This is a genomic window from Dapis hubbardiae BLCC-M172 (assembly GCF_050016015.1).
Lineage (GTDB): Bacteria > Cyanobacteriota > Cyanobacteriia > Cyanobacteriales > Microcoleaceae > Trichodesmium.
Window position 1 is genome coordinate 45,479 of sequence record NZ_JBNHEQ010000146.1, and the last position, 25,526, is coordinate 71,004.

14 protein-coding genes are annotated in these 25,526 nt (G+C 35.7%); 7 read left to right on the forward strand and 7 right to left on the reverse strand.

Annotated elements, in window-relative coordinates:
• Positions 1-3,280 (reverse strand): DUF4347 domain-containing protein (locus ACP6PK_RS12735; protein ID WP_426559918.1); only part of this gene is annotated, 3,280 nt, incomplete at its 3' end.
• Positions 3,281-4,363: 1,083 nt separating this feature from the next.
• Here ACP6PK_RS12735 and ACP6PK_RS12740 point away from each other — a divergent pair.
• Together ACP6PK_RS12740 and ACP6PK_RS12745 are read left to right on the forward strand one after the other, a co-directional pair.
• Complete coding sequence (locus tag ACP6PK_RS12740) at positions 4,364-4,726, forward strand: VOC family protein (RefSeq protein ID WP_426559919.1); 363 nt, start codon at positions 4,364-4,366, stop codon at positions 4,724-4,726.
• A gap of 627 nt (positions 4,727-5,353) precedes the next feature.
• Positions 5,354-6,664, forward strand: coding sequence for a recombinase family protein (locus tag ACP6PK_RS12745; protein WP_426559920.1), 1,311 nt, complete (start codon positions 5,354-5,356; stop codon positions 6,662-6,664).
• A gap of 206 nt (positions 6,665-6,870) precedes the next feature.
• Here ACP6PK_RS12745 and ACP6PK_RS12750 read toward each other — a convergent pair whose 3' ends face one another.
• Positions 6,871-8,337: a hypothetical protein gene (locus tag ACP6PK_RS12750; protein ID WP_426559921.1), complete on the reverse strand. Its 1,467-nt coding sequence runs from the start codon at positions 8,335-8,337 to the stop codon at positions 6,871-6,873.
• A 788-nt stretch (positions 8,338-9,125) separates the two neighbouring features.
• On the opposite strand from ACP6PK_RS12750, the gene ACP6PK_RS12755 reads away from it, so the two are divergent.
• From ACP6PK_RS12755 to ACP6PK_RS12765, 3 genes are all read left to right on the forward strand, one after another.
• A complete protein-coding gene (locus ACP6PK_RS12755; RefSeq protein ID WP_426559922.1) occupies positions 9,126-10,943 on the forward strand; it encodes a glycosyltransferase family 39 protein in 1,818 nt (605 codons plus the stop codon).
• A gap of 211 nt (positions 10,944-11,154) precedes the next feature.
• A complete protein-coding gene (locus tag ACP6PK_RS12760) occupies positions 11,155-11,814 on the forward strand; it encodes a hypothetical protein (protein ID WP_094676668.1) in 660 nt (219 codons plus the stop codon).
• Between the two features lie 162 nt (positions 11,815-11,976).
• Positions 11,977-12,687, forward strand: a complete 711-nt coding sequence (locus ACP6PK_RS12765; RefSeq protein ID WP_426559923.1) for a hypothetical protein — start codon at positions 11,977-11,979, stop codon at positions 12,685-12,687.
• Between the two features lie 492 nt (positions 12,688-13,179).
• Here the strand turns inward: ACP6PK_RS12765 and ACP6PK_RS12770 are convergent, their stop codons facing one another.
• A complete protein-coding gene (locus ACP6PK_RS12770) occupies positions 13,180-15,408 on the reverse strand; it encodes an alpha/beta hydrolase family protein (RefSeq protein WP_426559924.1) in 2,229 nt (742 codons plus the stop codon).
• Between the two features lie 615 nt (positions 15,409-16,023).
• Positions 16,024-17,580 (reverse strand): TolB family protein, encoded by a 1,557-nt coding sequence (locus tag ACP6PK_RS12775; protein ID WP_426559925.1) that lies wholly within the window; start codon positions 17,578-17,580, stop codon positions 16,024-16,026.
• Between the two features lie 1,092 nt (positions 17,581-18,672).
• Between ACP6PK_RS12775 and ACP6PK_RS12780 the strand changes: the two genes are divergently transcribed.
• On the forward strand, positions 18,673-20,376 hold the full coding sequence (locus ACP6PK_RS12780) for an ArnT family glycosyltransferase (protein WP_426559926.1): 1,704 nt from the start codon (positions 18,673-18,675) through the stop codon (positions 20,374-20,376).
• Between the two features lie 577 nt (positions 20,377-20,953).
• On the opposite strand, the gene ACP6PK_RS12785 is transcribed toward ACP6PK_RS12780, so the two are convergent.
• From ACP6PK_RS12785 to surE, 3 genes are all read right to left on the reverse strand, one after another.
• The gene (locus tag ACP6PK_RS12785; protein ID WP_426559927.1) at positions 20,954-21,610 is read right to left on the reverse strand and encodes a GNAT family N-acetyltransferase; all 657 of its coding nucleotides are present in this window, start codon (positions 21,608-21,610) and stop codon (positions 20,954-20,956) included.
• Positions 21,611-22,035: 425 nt separating this feature from the next.
• Complete coding sequence (locus ACP6PK_RS12790) at positions 22,036-22,434, reverse strand: hypothetical protein (protein WP_426559928.1); 399 nt, start codon at positions 22,432-22,434, stop codon at positions 22,036-22,038.
• 128 nt (positions 22,435-22,562) lie between these two features.
• Positions 22,563-23,366 carry a 5'/3'-nucleotidase SurE gene (surE, locus tag ACP6PK_RS12795; protein ID WP_094673759.1) on the reverse strand — a complete coding sequence of 268 codons (804 nt, stop codon included), beginning with the start codon at positions 23,364-23,366 and terminating at the stop codon, positions 22,563-22,565.
• Positions 23,367-24,278: 912 nt separating this feature from the next.
• Here surE and pheS point away from each other — a divergent pair.
• Positions 24,279-25,274, forward strand: coding sequence for a phenylalanine--tRNA ligase subunit alpha (gene pheS, locus ACP6PK_RS12800; protein ID WP_094673758.1), 996 nt, complete (start codon positions 24,279-24,281; stop codon positions 25,272-25,274).
• Positions 25,275-25,526: the final 252 nt, after the last annotated feature.

Sequence of the window (25,526 nt, forward strand, 5' to 3'; positions counted from 1 at the left end):
TGTCAATGTTGGTGGTTCCAGTTTCGGCTACTGTGGCTGTGTCGTTGACTGCTGTCGGGAGGTCGTTTCTTGAATTAACTGTTCCTGTTACCGTTCCTGTATCTTCTCCACCTCTACCGTCTTCTACTACATAATCAAAGCTAATGGAACCGTTATAGTTTTCATCTGGGGTAAAGGTTATATTTCCGTCTCCATCTACGTTGACTGTGCCGTTGGGTACGTCTATAGTTTGAGTTTCACCCGTTAGCTCTACACCGTTGATGGATTTGATACTCAGAGTATCAGGATCACCATTAAGGTCTCTATCGGGATCTCTATCATCATCATCTGTTGTATCAGGTGTACCCCCTAATAAATCAAAAGTCACACTTCCAGAGTCTTCATCCATGGAAAAGGTATCGTCAATAGCTGTCGGAGGTCGATTTATAGTAACAAACCCTGTATCATCTAAAGGACCATTTATACCCTGCTCAATATAATAGTTGATTGTAACTGGATCGGCATTACTGCCAGTATTAGTATAGGTAATTTGTTCTAATACCTGATTAATTACATCGGCATTAATTTCATTACGTTGATCGCTAAATGTTAATTGTAATATACCATTACTATTAGTAGTAACTGTGATAGTAGCACTAATTGTTCCTTCTACATCAAACGTTGTATCTTCTGTTAAATTTATGCTACTAAATTCATCTTCACTATTAGGACCTCCATCTCTCTGTATGATCAGAGAAGTACCATTATAATTTGTTGAATTATTGATAGCACTAGGTTCTACAGTTAGGGTGTTACCATTTTGTACCTCTATTGAACCAAATGCTGAAACATAGTTTCCATCCGCTTCGGTTCCTGTATCTTTATTATTATCCTCTATTGTGTATTTAACTCTTATTATTGAGTTATCAGTAGTATAATCAGTATCATAAGCAATATTTCTTAAAGCTAAATTAACTAGATCGCTAGTAGCTTTATTGTTAAATGTTAGTTCTAATTTACCTGCAGTATTTTCAGTAACTTTACCGATAGTTGTAGTAGTACCATCTACTGTTATCGTCAGGTCTGGGTCTCCTGGGTTATCTGGATCGGTTAAATCTCCTAATACATTAGAACTACCATTACTAAAATTGCCACTTGCAGTCTCCACTTCATCTATTTCTGTTTGTAAAGTGAGGACAGCACCATTGTAGTTGTTTCTTTCAAAGAGTTCTGGATCTTTTATTTCCGCACCATTGTCTAAGACTACTGGGGTTACTGGGGTTGCATTTGGGTTCACAGTTACAGTATTATCTTCAGTGATAATATTTTCTGGATCTAGACCTGTAAAAGCAGGAGGATCGTTAACAGGAATAACTTTAATTGTAGTCTTAGCAATATTTCCGGTATTATTGTTATTGTTTGGCTCTTCAGTATCATCATCTGTATCAGTTAGCTGAATTTCTATTTCTCTTGGCGTTGTATTTGGGGTATCGCTGGTATTCCTAAATTGAATTGCTTTCAGAGCAGTTTCAAAATCTTCTGCAGACGCTCCATCTGTTCCAGCGTCTACAATAATAACATCAGTACCATCACCAGTGATAGTTATTTGACTACCTGTTGCAGTAACTGTTAAACTAACAACATCATCATTGGCATCACGAGTAACAGTGATACCGTCAACTTCATCCACGAACAACTCATCAGTATCTTGAGGATTAGTCAGCGTAATCTCAGCACTCCGGATCTTTCCACCAGTATCGTCTACATTACCATCATCATCAAGGTCTACACTGCCATCAAAATCTTTGATATCTACTGCACCATCAACTATACTTACACCATCTATCTCACCATCATTATCTTCATCAGTATCTTCTGTAAAAGTATTTTGGTAACTAAAAGGATCGACAGTAGAAACGTTATCAGGATCGGGGTCGATAAACGGAACCTTAAACGCTGACTTTTGCCTTGGATCTGACATTCCGTCGTTATTACCTGTAGCCTCAGAGTTAGCAACAAGGATAGCTTCTGGAGAAGTACCTGTAAAGTCCTTGATACGATATAACTCTTCTCGGTTATTTCTGCTAGCATACAAATCGAAATCTTCATCAATCCAAACAGCACCATAATCACGGCCTGTAGGTAGTCCAAATATTTGGTTGGTGCTAACATCAATATCTAATGTTCCTATGCCATTGATTGCATCTGTAATATTAAAATTATCTATTACATACAGGTTAGCATTGTTATCAATTCCATAAAATTTTTGATCGCTTGTATTGTAAATTAGATCGGCAACCCGCGCTAGAGATTTTCCACTTCCATCTCCACTTAAGCTAAATCTTACCTGGACGCCAGTAGTCAGATTAATTCTTGTAAGTTCTGTATCACCTGTTCGTACCCATAAATTACCTTGATCATCTACATCCCCTGAATTCAAGTTAGGATCACCAGGTTCGGGGAACTCATTTACAGTAACAGTTGCACCACCGATCAATAAATCTTCAACTGTCCCATCAGAATGTATTCTGACAACATTTCCTGATTTGCTTGTAGAGCCACCTTCAATTCCATAAATAAAATTATCATCATTTAGCGTATTAAATCCTGTTGCGTTATATCCATCAGGGTGAGCTACTCCAACCGATTCATAGTTATTTGTAAGAGGGTTGAATATTCTTAGCTGACCTGAAATAACTTGATAAAAATACGGCTGTTCTTCAAAAGGAGCCAGAATATGTTCCCACTGACTTTGAATCTGATCGCTAAAAGCTAAACTAACCTCTAACTTACCCCTAATAACCTCCAACTCCCAGTCACCACCCAAAGCCACATTACCAGTTGGCTTTGCCGAAGCTGCAATATTTGCACCTGTAATTTCACGGAGTTGTGCCAAAAATCCTTTACCTGCATTACCAGAAGCTATATTACAACCATAGAGGAATAAATTAGTTACTGACCAAGCTTCTAACTCTTGGCAATAATCATTGTTAATACTATTAATATTTAATTGACTATTACCCAAATATAAACACCCTGGGGTACCATGAGAAACTATATGTATAGATGGTATGTAAGGATATTTTTTAAGAACTTTAGTAATCTGCTGGACACCATCGGCAGTCGGACGAAGAATAACTACTTTTGTTCCCGGTAAAACTCCATTAGCTAAACTCTGGTAATCTTCTATATTAGAGTCTATAAATACTATTTGTTGTGGAGATTCTAGTTGACTAGAGATATCAATCGATTGGATAGATTTTTTAGTAGATACGGATTGGTAGATGTTAACTTGAGACATTGAAATTCACTCCATGGAAATGGATGATAGGTAGATGTTAATTTATTAAGCTGTTCTATTATATAACAATCTTAACTTATTTGTCAGAAAAACTTAACCTGATGAAAATCAATCCACTGAGGTTTTTCTGATAATTATGATAAAAATTCTATATAGGCAAGTTGATTTACTCGGTGTCTGGTATTGTGGTAATTCAATTATCAGCTAAATGTAGTATTTTTAACTATTTTCATATAGTTAATTGGCGGAAGCCTGACAAAACCTACAACTATAACAGTCCTAAGCATTCTAATTGGAAAAATAGGAAAATTTTAATTAATATAATGTTCGGTCGAATGATTATAACAAAAATATTTTTATCCGCTATTAATACCCTCTTAAAAAAAGAAAAATTTATCTAGACTCTTGTTTAAATGAATATAGCAATCTGTGCATTGGTTGTAACAATTTTTATAATAGTTAATTTGAGCTGAAAACCTTCAAAATTTATGTACGTCGCGAATCAGACGGTTCCCCTATTTGACTCCTAATATCAAATCCGGTTGAATACCTATTATATTGGGCAGGGCTGTTTCACGCGTCAAATAAATAATTGATTATTTATGAAAATTGGGGGAACGATTACCGGAATTTCCGGAAAATTAACGAAAAACGGGCGATTTTTAGGGATGGAGGTAGGGAAAAGCTCCCTGCTCACATCTTGGTCAAATCAACGGAATTTCTGAAAAATCTATGGAATGAGCAAAATTATTGATAGATTTATTTGGGGAAAATCCTGGGTATAGGGTGGAAAATTCTCCCCTGCTCCCTGCTCCCCTGCTCCCCTGCTCCCCCTCTACCTTAACCAAGAATGAAACAGCCCTGCTATTATATTGGGGGGGTGGGGAGATGGGTTCACAGGGGTAGGTTTTTTACCTTTGATGTAACAGAAGTGTGGGGAGTGTGGGGAGAAGGAGAAGTTTGGAGGAATTTATTGTATCAAGAAGTACATTTTTGTTGAAATTTTATACTGAATAAAAGTGATTACTCACCCTTTTGTGCTCTAAGGTATAATATAACTAAAAATTAATCTGGAAAAAATTTATGGAAATAACTCAATCTCTCCATGCTGCTCTGTTAGTTTCAGACCTGGAAAAAGCCGAACATTTCTATGGGCAAATTCTCGGTTTGGCAAAAGCCGATCGCTCCCGTAATTTTCCTGGCACCTGGTATCAGGTCGGTAACTTTCAAATACATCTGATAGTATCCTCAGAAATAATTCCCGATCTAGTTAATTTAGAAAAATTAGGCAGAAATAGACATTTAGCATTTTCAGTGGCTAACTTAGATGCTGCTAAAGCACAATTACTAGCAAATAATTGCCCAATGCAAATGAGTGCTTCCGGTCGCGCTGCATTATTTACCCAAGACCCCGATGGTAATATTATAGAATTACAAGAAGGTTGACTAACTGTAGTAGACTGTTTCATCTTAAATGTTGCATTAGATTGAATTCAAAAGTCAAAAATCATGCATTCAAAAGGTCCAGTAGGGTGTGTTAGGCGGTTTAGTTGAAAAAAAATAGATAATTTGGCAATATTTTGAGCAGTAACGCACCGGACTTTATAGATTAAGAATATTTGAGTTTATTTTTGTTGAGAGTTTTGGTTACAGCAGTTTTCATTTCATATCATGTTCGGATAATTAGTTATAATAAACCTTCTTCCTTCTAAAATTACTCTTTCCCTCCTGACTCCTTCAAATATGATTTATAAGTATTCAACCGAACATGATATCAGTAGACCACAGTAGGGACGTTCCATGCAACGTCCCTACAAAGTTTTGGTTATGGCGATGTGGTTCATCAAAAGTGAAAAGTGCTGTAAAAATGGTAAAATTATTGTAGCACAGGCATCTTGCCTGTTAGCTGTGTACCTCATAAAAACGGGAAGTGCTGTAATATCATGTCCGGTTAAACTAATTAGTGATAAAAAAAAATTTTTCTTCTAATACTTTCTTTCTGCCTCCTAAATTCTAAATTCTGAATTTTGACCTAATCTATTTATAACTGTTCATCCGGACATAATATAACCTGTGAAAATTATTGCCTATTTATACACAAACCCTCTGTTTGAAACTGCACCAGACCCCGCAATTTGGGGATGGGAAGTTGACCAAATATATCAAGACCTGGGCGATCGCCAACAACTGCGACAACTCCTCCAAGACTGTCACACCCAACCTGTTAATTATCTACTAATTCGCCAACTTGAAGAATTAGGAGACTCTGTAGAGGAAGTGTGCGATCGCCTCACCCAACTCGAATCTCTAAATATTAAAATTATCCCCCTAAAATCAGACATTAAAATCAACCAACCCACATCTACCAATACCCAAACAACCAAAACTGACTTACTCAAACTCCTCAACCAAATTCGCCAAAACCAACATAGTCGGAAAATTCGTCAAGCTCACGCTCGCAACCGCATCAAAGCAATACCCCCACCAGGAAAAGCACCCTACGGATATCGCCGGGGGAAAGACCGCTACACTCTCGACAGAAGCGCCGCCCCCGTTGTCAAAGATTTTTTTGAAAGCTTTCTGTTATTTGGGTCTCTGCGCGGAGCAGTGCGCCATATAGAGAAAAAATACGGCAAGAAAATTTCTGTAACTACTGGGCGACGTTGGTTAACTAACCCCGTTTATCGTGGAGACTTACAATATCAAAATGGTGAGGTCATATCCAATACCCATCTTCCCATTATTTCTAGGGAAGAAGCTGCCCAAGTCGAACGTTTACTCCAACGCAACCGCCTCATGGCACCGCGCACTGCCAGCGCCCCCCATTCTCTAGCAGGTTTAGTTGTCTGCACAGAATGTCAGTCTCCAATGATAACGGCGAGAGTCACCACATTTCGGAAAGACAAAGAATATCTTTATTTACGCCCTAAAAGTTGTCCCCGCAAACGAAAATGTAAAGCTTTAGCTTATGGAAAAATATTAGAGGAAACCATAGAAATAATTTGTCGAGAATTACCTCTTGCTGTTGCTGCTTTAGAAATGCCAAATATGGATGGAATTAAGAGTACAATTAAACAGAATATTTCGGATAAACAAGAAATTCTTTCCCAACTACCAAATTTAATAACTAATGGCATTTTTGACCAAGAAACTGCCGACCTCCGAACTTACAAATTAAAAACAGAAATTGCTCAATTAGAAAGCCAACTTAATCAACTACCACCAGTCAATTTATTAGAGACTGCCAAAGCAGTTTCAATACCTCAATTTTGGTGGGATTTATCTGAATCAGAACGCAGATTTTACTTACGGGAATTTATCAGCAAAATAGAAATTATTCGTCAAGATACAAATTGGGATTTACAAGTTATTTTTATTTTTTAGTTAGGAAATAGGGAGTAGGGGAGTAAGGGAGTGGGGGAGATTAAATATTGAAGTTATAGATAGAATTATAAACATATATTGTATAACCAGATTCTATATAATTTCTCCTTCCTCCTTTCTCCTTCCTCCTTCTTATTTCCTCTTTCTTATTTCTTCCTTCTTCCTTCTTTCTTCTTCCTTCTTCCTTCTTTCTTCCTTCTTGCTTCCTATTTTTTTATCTCAAAAATCTTTTTCAATAAATTAAACCAAAAATTAGATCCCATAGATATTGCAATTCCACTAACTATCCAACCTAATAATCTTTTCAATCCTGCTAAATAAATGGATAATTGATTTTGATTTGTGTTATCGTTTTTCTGTTGACCCCAACCAATAGGCAGTTCTAACCGATCTAAAGCTTCATTTACCTCAGCCTTAACCCCTTCTATTCCTTCCCCATTCAGGTTATTATCAGCATTCTTGACTAACTGCTCAGAATAACTACTAATAGTTGTTCGTAGCAAAGAATCTTTTGATAAATTATTCATTATATATAATGTATCAACATTAGCAGCTATAGCAATAGTCAAACCAATCAAAAAAGCAACACCTCTAGAATTACGTTTGTAAACACCAGCAGCTCTTTCCATACCATTATCAAACCATATCTCAATTTCTTTATGAAACTGATGAAAAGCATCACCTGTTTCTCCAATTTTTGTAGTCGCTTGTTTCGCTAAAATATATAAACTTTTTTGCAAAGATTCAGGGAGTACATCAATCATATCCTTAATTTTTTTATATATCCTTCCCTTTTTACCTTCCAACTTTTCTTCCGCAGATTCTCCCATTTCTACCAGCTTTCCCCAGAACTTTAATAGATTAGAAAAACTTGGCTCCATATCAGCGATCAATACTTGTCTTTCCTGGGGATTTACTAATACTCGCCTGACTAAAGTCATTTGCCTACTAAATTCAGAATGGGATATTGCCGGCACATATTTTACGGTTGTTTTTGTATATAAATTTAGTCTATCTAATACTCGATCTAAGGTCAAATTTAAACTTGCTAAATGGTTTTTATAGTTGTGAGAAATTTGATGGAATTCTTGCACTAAATTCTTATATTCATCTTTAATCATCTCCTTTCTTTTGGGGCCTTCTAGATTCAATTCATATAAAATATTCCTGATATTGACTAGGGTTTTATTCAGAAAATCTTCTAATTTATATTCACTAATTGTTTGCATTGATTCTTTGATTTGTAAAGTATCAACTAAACTAGCAGCAAAAGCATTTGATGGAATAGTAGAAGGAGCAGTTTTTTCTGTACCAAAAATTTTTTCAATTCCAGTTATCGTGTGAATTAAACTACCAATACTTTGAACGATTTTCCGAAATCCTCTCTCTAATGGACCTTTACCACCACTAAAGTTAAGATTTTTGATTAATTGATTTTGATATAAAGAATTGGTTAGCTTTTTTGTTTTTTCTAATTGTGGATTTGATTGGGAACTATCGTTGTCAATATGAAGTTCCCCAGCAATTAATTCTTCAATTGATTTTTTTAAGTGGGTAGCTCGCCATTGCAAAAGTATTGTTATAATCCCTTGAATTTCACTAGCTAGTAAACTGAAACTAAGGTAAATAAAGATTAAACCAATGACAATATCTAAAATTATAGGAAAGTTCATGTTAACTTGATTACTGACTAAAAAATAATTTGACTCTAAATTACTAAAATTATAGGTTGTTTGTGCATCAAAAAAGTATGGGAATTGTCATTTCAGTTATTAGTTATTAGTTATCAGTTATCAGTTATCAGTTATTAGTTATTAGTTAACAGTTATCAGTTGGCTAAAATGGTAAGTGACCACAAGTTGTCAAATGCCTTTCACAGTCTAAATTATAGCAGTAGATACGCACCATAGAAGTTTGGCACTAAATTAGCTGTGTCAGTCCAATAGAGCGACAGCCCGTGGCCCAGTTAAGGGGAGGTTTGATACCTTATTTCTCTAGTCTTCTAAGTATTTTTTCCTAGAAAGTTTAAATGATGATTGAATGTCCGATGTTTGGCCATGATAGAACTTCATAACTATGAAAAAACTACTACAGCGGTTTTCATTTCATTAGATCACAGTAGGGACGTTCCATGGAACGTACCTACAAGGTTTTGGTTGTGACGATGTGGTTTATCAATCTGAAAAGCGCTGCAAAGGAAGTTAATGGTACTATGGTTGAGTTTACTAACAAACTTTTACCTAAACTTTTGATACTCTATACTATTGGCAACAAATTCAGCCTAAAGAAATTCCTACGCTTCTACAAATTTATAAGTCAAACAGGACAGGAAAAACAAATAATTTATACTATAAATACCTGTTAAATTTTGATAAATTATTTTGACAAATAGTATTAAATATTTTAGTAATATCTAAATAATTATGGGGATTTAACTGTTAAAAATATTCAACCGATATAGATGAAAAAAAACAATATTAAACTACTACTTAAAAATCAATGGTTTCACCTAATAATATTATTATGTTGGCTGGCAATAGGGATTATACTCCGCAGCACAAATTTAGCTGAAAAATCTGCCTCATCAATCGAAATTGCTACATTAGGTTATAGCTTGGGGCATAGTTTTTTTGACCTACCATTAGATCGAGTGATAAATCTTAATCAATTACTCTCACCCTTGCAATTTGAGTCAAATTCTACTCCCACCGATGTAATTCATCAGCTACTCAATGAGGATACTCATCCTCCACTCTATTTTGTACTCAATCATTTATGGTTTAACTTATTCAGCACTGATGGAGAAATAGTTTCTCTCTGGGTAGGGCGATCGCTCAGTGCTATTTTGGGTGTAGCTACTATTCCGGCAATTTTTGCCTTGGGTTATTTGGCATTTTCCCCATTAGTAGGACATATAGCAGCAGCATTAATGGCTATTTCTCCTTATGGTATTTACCTCGCCCAAGAATCTCGCCATTACACATTAACAATTTTATGGATTATTGCTTCTATGACTTGTTTGATAGCAATAGTACCCTATCTCAAAAAACACAGGATAATTCCAATTTGGTTGGGATGTCTTTGGGTTGCTATCAATAGTTTAGGAATTGCCACCCATTATATTTTTCTCTTGGTGTTAGCTACAGAAGGATTAGTTATTGGAGGTTTTTGGTTGAGAGATATGCAAAACCGATTTCAAAGTTATTGGTGGCGAATTTATCTGGTTGCTCTGGGAACGTTTATTGGTTGTTTGGTTTGGTTACCTGTAGTAGTAGGCGCTGCCAATAATCAACTTACTGGGTGGATTTCAACTAGCTTCGATCTTGATGAAATTTGGCATCCTATCCCTCGTTTGTTAGCTTGGATATTGACAATGGTGTGGCTTTTGCCCATTGAAGGAACAAGTTTGTTTGTAACTATTTTATCTGGAGTCACCCTTTTAGTTGCCTTATTTTGGGTTGCTCCTTATTTATGGCGAGGGTGGAAAGCACAAATGAATGATATTGAAAACCGTTTATCTTTTCAGGTTTTTGTCAGTTTTTTTGTGGTGGCGATCGCTTTATTTTTGGTAATTATCTACGGTATGGGTAGGGATTTATCTCTTGCTGCTCGCTATCATATTGTTTATTTTCCTATTGTCATTATTTTATTAGCTGCAATATTGGCAAAATGTTGGCATAATTCGGAAAATCAGACAGAGGTAGAAAAAGTTTTTTCTGACAAAGAGACAGGTAAAATAAAAAAGGAAGGAGGAATAAAAAAAGATTTGATTATTACTTCTGCTACAAGTATAATTGCTTCTACCTTAAAACCGATTAACAAAAGAGTTGTAATTGTAGTTTTATTAATAGGTTTATGCGGTGGATTAACGGTAATCAACAATTATGGCTATCAAAAGTCACGCCGTGCTGATCTTCTAGTTGAGATGATTAAAACACAATCTAAATCCCCACTTTTAGTGGCTACAACTTATCAAACTCATGCAGAAATTCGTGCTTTAATTGCACTTGGTCTGGAGCTGAAACGCCAAGAATATCAAAACAATATCTCCGATTTTTTTCAACCTAAATTTCTATTATCTAAAAGACAAGAAAATCAAAGATTAACTCCTGATTCAACTTTAGCTAAATTTCTCTCTCAAACATCACGACCTATAGATTTATGGGGAGTTAATTTTAAGGTAGAATCAAGTGATTTAGAAGCTTTTAATTGCCGGAAATATTCTGGCAAAAAATCTAATATTAATGGTTATCGTTATAGGTTGTATAATTGTCGTTAATTTTATTTATGTCATAATTTTAAGTCTATCAAATCTTACTTTTAGATTTTGACTAGGGTTTGGAGACCAAACCCCTACGATAAAATCTTAAAACCTATGGGCGTATAGGTTGTGACAAATCAAATAGGATTGCTATATAACTACTAAATCTTTGTAATTCTCTCTCCTCCTGACTCCTGACTCCTCCTGACCTTATCTTTTTTTATTTCAGATGATTAATTTATCTCCAAAACGAGTTCTTAAATTCTTAATATGTATTATTATTGGCTTGAGTATTACGAGTATTATAGGACAGTTTTTTGAATATTATACCCAGCATGATTCTCAAGAACTAATTGATAAACTCAACGTAGATGGAGAATATACTATTCCTTCGTTATTTTCCTCTTTTAGTTTACTTTCTTGCTCAGTTCTGTTGGGGTTTATTTCCCGTAAAAAACGGCAAAATAATGATAAATATACTGGCAAGTGGATAGGCTTATCTGTTATATTTTTCTATCTGGCACTTGATGAAACAATTAGCTTACATGAACAGCTAATTCATCCTCTGCGAAAACTACTGAATGCGACGGGAATATTTTATTACACTTGGGTAATTCCAGGATTAATATTAGTTATTGCTGTGACATTGATTTATTGGAAATTTGTTCAGGCTCTACCTCCAAAAATTAAATATCTATTTTTTCTATCTGGAATATTTTATGTTGGAGGTGCAATTGGCATGGAAATGATTAATGGATATTACTCTTATTTATATGATAGTGAGATGTTTGTTTATGAAATATTGGTAACAATTGAAGAATTTTTTGAGATGTTAGGAGTTGTTGTATTTATTTATGCACTTTTGTCCTATCTAAAATTAGAGAGTTGAATGCTTACTTTTTTCTTCCTTATTATACCAATTTGAAGAAATAGTGTTACAAATAGTTCCAAACTTTTAGATGTCAAATAATTTCCTGTAGGGGCGAATGGCCATTCGCCCCTACGACTTCCGCGAAACCGTATTACTTTTTCTTAATTCAAGTTTTATTCAATGAAATTTAAAATCACAATTTCCCCTTTTAATGTTGCTAAATACTTAACCTTTGGCATAATATTCTTAACTATATGCAGCATCGCTATTCAGATAGGCAAATACGTTTTTGATTACCGCGAACCCTGGACAAGAATATTTAACCTTGACCGAGAAATGAATATTCCCACTTGGTATTCAGGTTTAATGTTAGTATCTTGTGGATTAATTATTCGTGGCATTTTTTCTATCAAAAAATCAGAATCTGACCGTTGGTGGCGACAGTGGCGAACTCTCTCAATTATCTTTTTTATATTAGCATTTGATGAAATAGCTAGTATCCATGAAATTTTGATTATTGATGATTTAGCAGATGCTTTAAATCTTCCTAGTTTTTGGCATTCTGTCTGGGTAATTCCCGGAACAATTTTAGTTGCTATTTTTATCTGGAAATATTGGAAATTTATTCTTTATTTACCAAAGCAGTTAAAACGATATTTCATAATTGCTATTACTGTGTATGTAGGTGGTGCATTGGGTATGGAAATGGTTGGAAGTTATTATGATGGAATTGATGGTCAGCAAAATTTAGTTTATGCAATGTTAGCTACAATAGAAGAAGTAATGGAAATGATGGGATGTGTGATTTTTATCTATGGGTTATTAACTTATTTAGGTGAGTTAAGTCCAGGAATACAAGTTACCTTTCAGATTAAAAATAATAGGATATAGCGTTATATTAAATCCAGTAGTTTTGGTATAAAAAAGCAGAGAAACCGGGTTTGTCTAAAATGCCCTTGTACGGACGTTGCATGGAACGTCCCTACTGTTGACGTCCAACAAACCCGGTTTCTTATAACTCCGATTTATCGGAAACCGTAGTCAACGGATTTGATATTCCTCTTCAGAAACCGGGTTTATCAAGAAAATTTCCCGATCTGAAAATAATTAAGGCAATAAACCCGGTTTCTTGTCTACCATAGACTACGGTAGGGGCGAATGGCCATGTGCTAACGCAAAGCTCCGCTTTATATGTCGCGCAGCGTTAACGGAGTTGTGCGATAGCAAAACGCCCCTACAGGGTTTTGCTTGTGACGTGAGGTCATCAATCTGAAAACGTTGTAGCTGCATGATTCCTCAACAGCAGAAAACGGGTTTATCAACACCCTAATATCAATAACAACAATTAGGGCAATAAACCCGTTTTCTTGTATTTATAATTATTCAACCAGACATAATATAACTATCAAACCAACTGATAACTCTTGCACCAACATCTCGCAAACTTTTCTGCGACCAACCCCCTGAATAATGACCTTCGCGATCGTAAAGTCGCATCTCTACCGTCTTACCCAAACGCCGTAACCCACTAAACACCTCTGATGCTTGGGATGCTTCACCGGGTTCCCCTGTACCGCTAATTAACAATACCGGGGTCTCAACCCGATCCAAATAAAACAACGGTGAATTCTCAATATAAGTATCGCGCTTTTCCCACAAAGACCCTCCCATGCGACCTTGAGCTGTTTCTGCCCAATCTATCCATCTACTTTTACCATGACTCATCAGAATACCGTAAAAGCTAGTCATATTATAAACTCCAGCACTTGTAACCGCCGCCTTAAACCTGTTAGTCTGAGTCAGCAACCCTAACACACAGTAACCACCATAACTCTGACCCATCACACCGACTCTCTCTGAGTCAACAATACCCATATCGACTAACAAATTAATTGCTGGCAAAACTAAACCAGGCAGTTGTCGCATCGGGTCGCGGTTTAACATTGGCATATCCGGGCACAAATAAGCATAACCACGGCTGGCAAACAATTGAGGATGCAGGTGTCCGCTCCAACCAAAATCAAAATTGTTTAAGAAACAAGAATTATTAACTCCACCATAGACATTAACAATTAAAGGTAACTTTTGCCCCTCCACATAATTTTGTGGCAGCATTAACGCACCGAAACATTCACTACCATCATACCCCCGCCATGAAATTAATCGACTTTTGCCAAAAGCAACCTCACTTAAATCAGGGTTAGGCACAAATAATTGTTTTGTTTCTTTGTCTTTATCAGTAACACAGCAAATTTCTGCGGGAGTGTCTGCTGTTTCCAAAGCAAAATACAAATCTCCATTATTTCCCATTTCTGTTGAGAAGACATCAGCAGTAAAATTCTGAGCATCCTCAAATAAAATAGTATTTTCTCCAGTTTCTATATTCAAAAATGCTAACCCAGAATTGAGAGTTTTCGGGTTTCGGAAAGCAAGTGGTATTTTATTATTATCCCACAGAGTACATAAATTGAATAATGGTCGTTGTATCCAGTAGAGAATTTCCATATCTGAATTTACAGTCAAGTTACGACAACTACTTCCCTCTGTCGCCGTTATCCAAACTCCACTAGATGTCAAACAATAAATTTCTTTACCATCCTGACTCCATCGAGGTGTTTCATAATTTTGTCCTAAATTTGGAGTCTCTGTATTAGACAATTTTCTGGTTACATTAGTGCCATCAGCAGATACAACAAAAAGCTCTCCCTCGTCTGTTTGCTCCTCTACTGATAATGCTACTCTTTTGTGAGTAGTGTAAGCAATGTATTGACTATCAGGAGACCAACTGAAACTTACAGCATAAGTTTGAGGAATATTACTCGCAACTGTTATTGGTGGGGAGCTATCTGTGGGAAGTACAACTAAGTCATAGAGAGTCCAGTGGTGAGTATTATTAACTTCCCGCTTGACTGCTTTGAGTAGAGCAATATTTTTGCCATCGGGTGAAATTCGCCAACTACGAAATGGCAAGTTTTGGGCGAGTAACTTTTGTTCTCCACTATTAATATCAAAAATTACTAGGTCTCCTGAAAGCCATGACAATAAATCACTTTCTGCTTCTTGTTGCTCGGAGTTTTCTATGGTAGGATCGAATGAAAATACTGAAACATTAGATATTTTCGAGGAGTCTGCTACCGAGTTTTTTGTTGTTTGAACTTGTAAAACTACTGCTTGGTTATTAGGCATCCATTGAGGTACTGCACAACCAAATATTTCATAACCACCATAGATTTTACTAATTTGAGTATTGGCAAAAATTTGAATTTGACCATTTTGGCGATGCCAAATTCCTAAACTTACGCGATCGCCATTTAATAGATATGCTGCCAGAAGTTTTCCATCGTCTGACCATCTTGGTGACATACTTTTGCTGTTACCAAATGGTGTGGCAACATTACCATTAGTTGTGTCAATAATTTTGACCTGACTTGCTGCTAAGTTTTGGGGAATACTATTTCCTTGAGTATTCATGGAAGAGGGAAAATCTCGTTCTCCAGACTCTAAAGTTATTGCGAGATACTTGCCATCTGGAGATAGATGAAATGGAACTCTGCTAGGAATGTATTGCAAAGTTATTAACTTATCGATAGTTAATGGTTGTAAATTTGGCATTTGTTCTCAAATTATTCTATACAGGACTTACGCAAAATACTAAATAATGCACCACCCGTAGGGGCGAATGGCATTCGCCCATACTAAATACAGCGGTACTGCGTAAGTCCTGTCTATAGAACCCCTGAAGGGATCTATTTAAAATTATAGATTGAGGGTAGGGGAGTAGGGGAGTAGGGGAGATGGTTTAAATTCTACCTTTTTTCTATATTCTCCCTCTCCTGACTCAAGAGCCAAAAACCCTTATCTTTGCGCAGATACGCTTAGGGCTTCTATAGTAATGGTATAGCCTACAAGTAGTAATTCAAAAAATTAAGTTGACAAGTAAATAGGTCTTGCTGATTAAATCTCAAAGCATTCACAGATAAAAGTAACTACCTTTTTGAAGTAGAAAAAAGTGCTAGGGTTTTCGGTGCTTGAAGCTCAAAAAGTTGGTATAGATGAGCAGGCAAGATTCTATCTTCCCACAGCTTTGCTGAATTCAGGGATGAATAGTGGGATAGGCATCCTGCCTGTCCGAAAATATCAGAAACGAGCAATATGCCCATTCCACAAAACCATTAAAATCATCCCGCATTTATGCAACGCTCTCACCACACTCCCCACACTCCCCACTTAAGGTGCCCACTTAGGATTAAAACCAGTTAGAGGTAATTCCTCTGGTTGTAGTTTCCATGGAGAATCATCTTCTGGCATTTTTGAGTCTAAAGGTAACATCCATAGACGACTAATTTGTCTATTTGTTTCAGTATTTTCTTCTGATTCCTCTTTGTTAGAAATTGTCACCATTTGGTCAAATAATAATGCTAAACCATCTGGTGATAAATCCAGATGAATTTCCCTTTGATTTGGCAAAATAACTAAGGGTCTTAAAAAATTTCTCTTAATATCAAATGCTGCAATATAAGGTTTTTCTTGATATTGTGTAGTATCCTCTACTACTTGGGTTAATAAGCAATATAAAATAGTTTTATTCTGGTCAAATTCGGCACTAAGAATATTACCATAAGGACGAGTCCGTAATATTTCTCTCTCCTCACCTTGATTAGTGACAATATATAGGGATCTTGTGCCATCTTGATTATATTTTACCATTGTTGCCATCGAACCATCTGGAGCAAAACTCAATACCGTTCCAAACTTTGGTAAAAATATTAAATCTCCTGAATCTGTTTCTGGATTTATTGCCAAAATAGAAGTTCCTTTCCCTTGTAAAATTACTAAGCTCTTGCTATCTGGGGTAATTAAAAAGTCTCCACCTTTTTGAATTATTCCATCTTTATTTGTTAGTTGTCTTGCTTCTTTTCCTAATTCTAATACCCAAGGACCTGCATCCGATACATCTTTTCGATTTACTCGTTGAATTATAATTATCTTACCATCAGGAGATAGGTCAAATTTCAAGTTTTGGTATTTTGAATTATCCAGAACTTTTTCAATTTTACCTACCGGTTCTCTAGCATCTTGTTTTTCTGTAGGGGATTGAGAATTAACACCAGTTGTTACAGTATATATTTTTTGTTCTAAAAGACTTGTAACTTCATTTTGCCTTTCTACTGCTGAAAATAAAATCTTTTTTCCCTCTGGAAAAAACTTAAACTCTAATACTTCTAGATTTTGAGGAGTGATCAATATTGGCTGTTGCTCTATAGTCAAATTAATTAATACTAACCGACCTTTTTCTTGACCTTGAAAACCTATATAAGCAAATGCACGATCGCGACTTTGAAATGAACTTTGAAACGGCTGCATTACCTCCCCTTGATCTAGTCCATAAAACCTTTCTTTTGCCTCAGATAATTTTACTTTATATTGATTACCATAGGGAGCAGGTTCTAAAATAGTATAAGCCATTCTGCGACCTGCCCAACTCACTTTTCCTGGTAAAGGTGGTTCAATTTTTAAGTTTTTCTCAACCGTAGCATGATTCATTGGTCGATTAAAATTTAGGATAAAAGCTGTATCTTCAGCTCCTATTTTTTTATCTTGCCAACTAAAATCTCTAACTTTTGGAGCAGTATTTCCTACTCCTATAAATAATAGGCAAATTAACAAACTTAGACCAATAATTAAACTAATAGCAATTCGGTCAAGAGGTTGTCGTAATTCTTGTAAAATTATGTCTTGAGCTTCGCGAAATAGATGATTAATTTTTTGGCTGAAATTTACCATAAATTTTACCCTTACATTCCACAGATAATACTAGGATTTTATATCATAGCAAATCCACTTGACTAAAATTATATTTCATTAATGGAGTAAGCATTCAGCTATTGGCGTTGATAAATGCGTAATGCTTTTATTTTAAATATCTATGAAAAAACTATAGTTGTACAGTTTATAAATATTGAAGAGCATTACCTAATCACCAACCCCGGAAATGTACATATTTCCCGAAAGCTGATAGCTGATAGCTGACAGCTGAATGCTTACTTAATGGATAATGGATAATTACCTCAAGGAAAACTCTAACGAAATTTAATATAAGGAAATCTTCTAGCACTTTTTTTATGTTGAAATAGAAGGCTTTATACCTTAATTTTTGGGGTTGCACATTAAAGAATGATAATCGATTTTAAACTGTATATATATTGAGGAAAGAATTATCCAAAAATATCTACTTTCAGATTTCATCATTCCTGATTGTGCAACGCCTAATTTTTCGGTAAAAAATTCCAAATATTAGCTGTTTAGAGTATAATTATTAGATTTGGTTTCATATCAAATCCGGTAGTATCGGTATAAAAAAGCAGACAAACCGGGTTTGTATAAAATACCCTTGTACAGACGTTGCATACAACGTCCCTACCATTAACCTCCCACAAACCCGGTTTCTTGTTACCCCGATTTCTCGGGAACCGTACCAAGCGGATTTAGTTTCATATCATGTCTGGTTGAATACTCATAAATAATAGTCGCTCTAATACTAATCCCCCAAAATAATGCTATACTTGCAGCACTTTTCCAATAGATGAGCTAATACTAATTAGCCAAAAGAATGTTACGAATAATCAGGATATTTAAAATACTTTAGAGAATGATATTCCTTTGACTAAAACAAAAACAAGATATTCACTCCTGAAAATGATATTTAAACTATATTATTCTGACTACTGACTCCTGACTCCTGACTCCTGATTTCTTGACAAGATATTCACTCCTAAGAATGATATTAAACTATTTATTCTGACTCCTGACTCCTGACTCCTGACTCCTTGAACAGTAATATTTTTAACTATAAAAATTTATTTCTAAAATAATTAGATGCTTAACAAAATATTGACAAAAAAAAATTTACATTCCCATATAGATTTACTGCTAATACTAAGTTTTCTATTAGCAGCAATTCTACTTTTCTATACTAATTTAGGAACATTACCTTTACGAGATTGGGATGAAGGAATAGTTGCCCAAGTAGCTAGAGAAATTAGCCGAGAAAAATGGAATTGGCTTTATCCTACTATTAACAATACCCCCTATTTTAATAAACCTCCATTAATACATTGGTCTATCGCTTTTGTCTATAAAATTGCACGAGTTAGTGAATTAAGCGCTCGTTTATCTCCTGCTTTATTAACCGCATTTTCTGTACCCTTAATTTATTGCGTTAGTCGAGAATTATTTCGCCCCCGCACCCCGGCAATTTTTACCGCTTTGGTTTACTTAACTTTGCTACCCGTAGTCCGACACGGACGTTTAGCAATGTTGGATGGAGCGGTACTTTGTTTTTTTTTATTGATGATTTGGTGTGTGTTGCGCTCCCGCTACAACCTCCGCTATTCTCTCGCTATCGGAATTAGTTTTGCTTTAGTTTCCCTCACTAAAGGAATTATTTTAGGATTACTTTTAGGAGCGATCGCTTTTTTGTTTCTCTTGTGGGATACTCCTCGACTATTAAATAGTAAATATTTTTGGGGTGGTATCCTATTAGGTATGCTGCCAGTTTTTCTGTGGTACACAGCTCAATTTTTCCATTACGGTATTGAATTTTTCCATGCCAACTTTTTCCATCAATCTCTCAAACGTATTTGGCAACCTGTAGGTAGTCACGACGGACCTATTTGGTATTATTTATTGGAAATTATTGAGTATAGTTTCCCGTGGCAATTATTCTGGTTGCCAGGATTATATTTAAGTTGGAAAAATCGTAATTTGAGTTGGGGAAAATTAGTTTTGGTTTGGAGTGGAGTCTATTTATTAGCTATTTCCCTGATGAATACTAAACTTCCCTGGTATGTATTGCCTATTTATCCAACTTTTGCTTTAGCAGTGGGTAGTTATTTAACAGAAATTTGGCATCAATTTCCATTAGATTTAGGATACTTTCAGTTTTCTACTGATGAATATCTCCCAACTGAGGGGGATAGTGCAAAACATCCCTGGGGTATTCCCACTGTTTATCATCGTTTGGTCGTAGCTTTATTTGCACTACTAGCTTTAATTGCTTGGGTTGCTTGTCTTTACTTTGGAGGTGCTTTTCATCTAGGAGAGTCAAATTTGGCAAAACCTAATTTAGAGTTACAGTTAATTTCTGTCGCTGTTGCTTTGACAATGACAATGGGAACTCTACTATTAAACCAACAAGACCGTCAGTTTTTGTCAATCTTAATTTGGGGAACATATCTTTCTCTACTAATGTTTGTTAGCTCCCCTCATTGGATATGGGAACTGGAAGAAGATTATCTTGTCAAACCAGTCGGAGAAATGATTCAGAAAAATACATCCCCCGGTCAGATTATTTATTCTTTTGATACTAGAGACCGCCCCTCTTTAAATTTTTATAGCGATCGCCTCATTAAGCGTGTTGGGCCAAATAAAATTCAACAGGAATGGCAAAATTTACCTCAACCCTATCTATTAGTTGAAGCATCAACTCTAAATAATCTTCCCCTAGAGAATTTTCAGGTTTTAAATACTGTGAAAGGATGGGCGTTAGTAACAAGAGAAGGCAAGGGAAGTAATTGGTAATTGATAATTGATTATTGATAATGAAAACTATCTCTAATTATAAATTTAAGTAGGTCGGCATAAATAAAGGTTAGGGACTAGCAAAAAAATAGACTACCAGCTAATTTATAGAGTAGAGATTGCGTCGGCTAGGTTGACTGTTTCCGATTAAGGTTGAGTCTAATATCACCGCCTCGTTTCGGACAGACACAGGCTTTTTTTATTTATTAATAATTGGTACTTTATTAAGTTGCAAATCCCTTACAGCGGTTTTCATTTCACTAGACCACAGTAGGGACGTTGCATGCAACGTCCCTACGGGGTTTTGGTTATGGCGATGTGCTTCATCAATCTGAAAAGCGCTGTAAAATAAAAAATCTGAAAAATAATCCAGAAGCCAATTTTCAAGATATTCTGACTATTTTGAATTTCCATTGCTATTGTACGGATAATTCAACCTACTTACAAATACTAGATTTTTGAGAGTTTTAGAGTGAAAATCTGGCACTTTTTTAGACCTTAAAAAGCCTAAAACCTTTGTCTGTCGATGCTTTGAAAATTAATCAGCAAGCTCTAATTATCAATTATCAATTATCCATTATCCATTATTCATTATCAATGCTTTTTCCATTAAAATACAGTTTTGATGCTCCTTGATTTCCTCAAATACTTTAACCCCTTTATATTCATAAGTCTGATAATCTAAAGAAACTCTATCCTCAAAACCATACTTCCGACAAATATGCTGCGATATATTTCCACTAGCTTCTACTATTGCTTTGGAAAATCCTGCTTGAGTTGCCATCTTGAGATTATTTTCAACTAATTTATTGCCAATTTTTCTGCCTCTATATTTTTCTCTAGCTCCTAATAAAAAGATATGAAATATCTTGCTATTGACGAGTTTTTTTTCCATCTCGTACTGCTCATGTAGCTCTTTTAAAACTTGGGAAAAAACTTCAAATTTTTGAGGAATATTTTTATGTACTTCTTCCTCTGACTCATTTGATAAATGCTCTGAAATAATAAACCCTGCTACTTCTGAAGTAGCAGGATCTTTAGCAACATGAGATAATCCTTCTGCCACAGCTTTTTGGCAAATCATCTCAGCAAAAGGATATAACTCACTAGGTGTAACTTGAAGTGCTTTTGACATAGGTTCTGCACTAGGAAATACATCAACCAAACAATTAATTGTTTGTTCTATATCTTTTTCCTGTAAAATTTCATATACAATTTCATTTTCTTCCAACATAAATATACTAACTCATCAAATAAAGTTTATTGAGTCCTTACAAAACAATTCATTGGAATACAAAAAATATTTTGGTAATCAGCAATAACCAATCATAAAATCTAAGCATTTCCTGCGGAATGCGGAGCTAACAGCTATTAGCTTGTCAGCTCTTCCTGCGGAATGCTACGCAAACAGCAATAAAACCCTGATTTTAAGGAGAGATTTTAACGGATATAGACTTTAACAACTTTTGTAGTAAGGTTTAATTCTGGCTTAATTAATACAGCTTTAAATTCACACCAAAAGCAATAGCTGTTAGCTGACGGCTGAATGCTTACCATAAAATACTTTAAGGTTACTTTAAAAACTGTGGTTTATCAATTTTAAAACTGCTGTAAGTCCTATCCTTATAATTCTTTAAAAAAATAGTATAAATTCAATAACTACTGACTCTTTTGATTATCAAACAATTCTTTTTCTTGCACCCACTCTAATACTCCATCAAATATACCCAACCTAAAATCATACCTACTTAAAGCAGCGATCGCTCCCCCAAAAAATATTGCACTACTAATCACGGCAACTATTGGTAAATACTGGCGAGTCAAATCACGGCGTAACCTTGCCAAAGGTCTACTTTGCTGTCTAAGCATTTGTCCAATATCTAGTTGTTGGATTGCTAAGGGGTCTCTGACATAATGGCCACTCCAACTTATTACTATATGGGAATGACAATATGGACAGGTAAATAGCCCATTAAACATTTCTACCGATTCTGCAACACTGTGACGATTGCAAATTGGGCAGGTAACATAATTACTTTTAGATGTGGGAGCGTTCATATTTGTTTTTGAGAAATCAACGACAATTATTACCAGTTAGAGAGCTAAAGTTTTTCGATCTGGAATCTGAAATATCTTGCTTATTCTTTAATATAGTGTAGCCTTATTTTCTATTCTATTAGTGTTAACTATTCACGAAAATTATCAATTTTCCACTTTTGTAGATTGCCCAATTGTTTACCATAAGTTAGATTGTATTGCAAGGGGGTAATTGTAATATATTTTTCACGGATTGCTTGAATATCTGTTGGTAATTTTTCTACTGAGGTTTCATTGTTAGTTTCTTCTACATCTTCCTGCAATTCTCCAGCTAGCCAATAGTAGGTTTTGCCTCGCGGATCGACTCGTTTTTCAAAGATATCTATGTATCTACGGATTCCTTGACGGGTAATTTTTACTCCTGCTATTTCTGTTTCTTTGACTGCTGGAATATTTACATTTAGTAACATTAAATTTTGTAAAGGTTGGTTTTCTATTTTCTGCACGAAACTTTGAGCAAAATTGACAGCAACTTCAAATTCTCTAGAAGTGTAACTGCCTAAACTCAAGGCAATGCTAGGAATATTTTCAACTATTCCTTCCATAGCAGCAGAAACAGTACCAGAATATAAAATATCTGTTCCTAAGTTTGGGCCATGATTAATTCCTGCTAATACTAAATCTGGTTTAGTTTCTAATAAGCCAAATAGGGCTAACTTTACACAGTCAGAAGGAGTACCAGAACAAGCCCAAGCTGTTATCCGATCATCAAAAATTGATTTGACAATTTCGGCCCGAATTGGTTGATATAATGTTAAACTGTGACCTGTGGCTGACCGTTCTTTGTCAGGACAAACAACAATAACTTCATGGCCTACTGCTGCTAAACCATTAGCCAAACTCCGGATACCTTCGGCAAAAATGCCGTCGTCGTTACTAACTAATATTTTCATTTTTTTAAGGGAACAGGGAACAGGGTATAGGGAACAGGGTATAGGGAAAAATTATTCTTCAGTCTTGATTTTTGTCTATTGCTAAACTTTCTAGTCCCCTACCTAGCAAAAAACTTAATGTAGCAATACTTTTTAAAACTGGTATTACCTAATATATATCTTCATATGATAAATTGACTTATGTTCAAGGGAATAGGGAATAGGGAATAGGGAATAGGGAAAAATCAGTTGGGTGAGGGGAGGAGTCAGCAGAATTATAGAGGAGATAGAAGGAAGAATTGTCAAAGTGATGTTTCTGCCCAACTCTTGCGTAATATAGAATCCTCTTGAATAGTCGTCATTGCGACGATAGGAAACAATCTCCTAAATATAAGAGATTGCTATCTGTTCCGGAATGCTCCGCAAACCTTCCACTCCGTTCCAGTCGGAATGACTTGGATATACTAACTAAGGTTTGCGCTCAAAAGTCTTTTCTTAAGGAGGAGGAGTCAGGAGAAAATGGGAGTTATACAGTAGGTAGTCAAAAGGATAGTTCCTTAATTTTTCTACCATAGTGAGCAAAAAATACTAACTTTTTGAACCTGAGCAACTTAAAAGCTGGCACTTTTTCAGGACTTAAAAAGCCTAAAACTTTTATATTTGAAGGCTCTTATATTTAATCAAATAATTATCAGGATTTGATATAAAATACTCACTTTTTGCAGCTCTATCGACCAAAAAGCTGACACTTTTTAAGCCCTTAAAAAGCATAAAACTTTTATCTTTCAATGCTTTCAGGTTTAATCAGCCAGCCCTAATTAAGAACAATCATATAGATAGAATATCTATTCCAATGATAAAATCAGACTGCAAATTATAATTTGTATTCAACCTGCGCAAAAATAAAAGTATTGTAAATATTATTCACCCATTATGCAGATAAGTGATATAGAAACCCAATTAGAAGAATTACGCCAAGCAGCAACAGAAGCGATCGCCATAGCAGAAAGTCTAGAAAATTTAGAAGATTTGCGGATTAGTTATCTAGGCAAAAAAGGTCAAGTGTCCAAAATTCTCGGTGCAATGGGTAAACTCAGTCCAGAGGAACGACCAAAAGTAGGAGCGATCGCCAATGAAGTTAAACAAGCTATCCAAACCAACCTAGACGAAAAACGTAGCAGTTTACAAGCAGCGGAAATTGCAGCCCAACTTCAAGCGGAAACTTTAGATGTTAGTATGCCAGGGGTAAACCGCTCCCAGGGAAAAATTCACCCTCTGAATGGCCTCATTGACCGTGCCCTTGACATTTTCGTTGGTTTAGGGTATACAATCTCCACAGGTCCAGAAATGGAAAGTGACTACTATAACTTTGAAGCTCTGAATACTCCGCCAGACCACCCCGCGAGAGATATGCAGGATACCTTTTACCTACCAGACGGAAATTTAATGCGGACTCATACCTCATCAGTCCAGATCCGCTACATGGAAAAACATGAACCTCCCATCCGAGTTGTTGCTCCTGGTCGTGTTTATCGTCGGGATACTGTAGATGCAACCCATGCTGCAGTTTTCCATCAACTTGAACTTTTGGCAGTAGATGAAGGATTAAGATTTTCTGACCTCAAAGGAACTATTAAAGAATTCCTCCGACAAATGTTTGGAGATTTACCAATTCGTTTCCGCGCTAGTTATTTCCCATTTACCGAACCTTCAGCAGAAGTAGATTTACAATGGAATGGCAAATGGTTAGAAGTATTAGGTTGTGGGATGGTAGACCCCAATGTTTTACAAGCAGTAGGTTACGATCCGGAAAAATATACAGGTTTTGCAGCAGGTTTTGGGGTAGAAAGATTTGCTATGGTGCTACACCAAATTGATGATATTCGACGAGTTTATGCTAGTGACTTACGCTTTTTACAGCAGTTTTAACTATAGCAATCCGCGCTTATGTTGTAATATTTTACCGTAGGGGTTTGGTCTCCAAACCCTCCCCTTTTAAACTGAAATGACCCTAGGGGTTTAGTCTCCTTTCCCCAAGCGCAAATGGAATTTGGTAACCAAAGTCCTACAGTTTTTTTCACCGATAATTTCATATTTTTATAGCTTTATTTGAAGGGAGTGAAGGCTCAATCATTTTTCCTTTTTTTCAACATTTACTCCTTCTTCCCTTTTCCTTCTTCC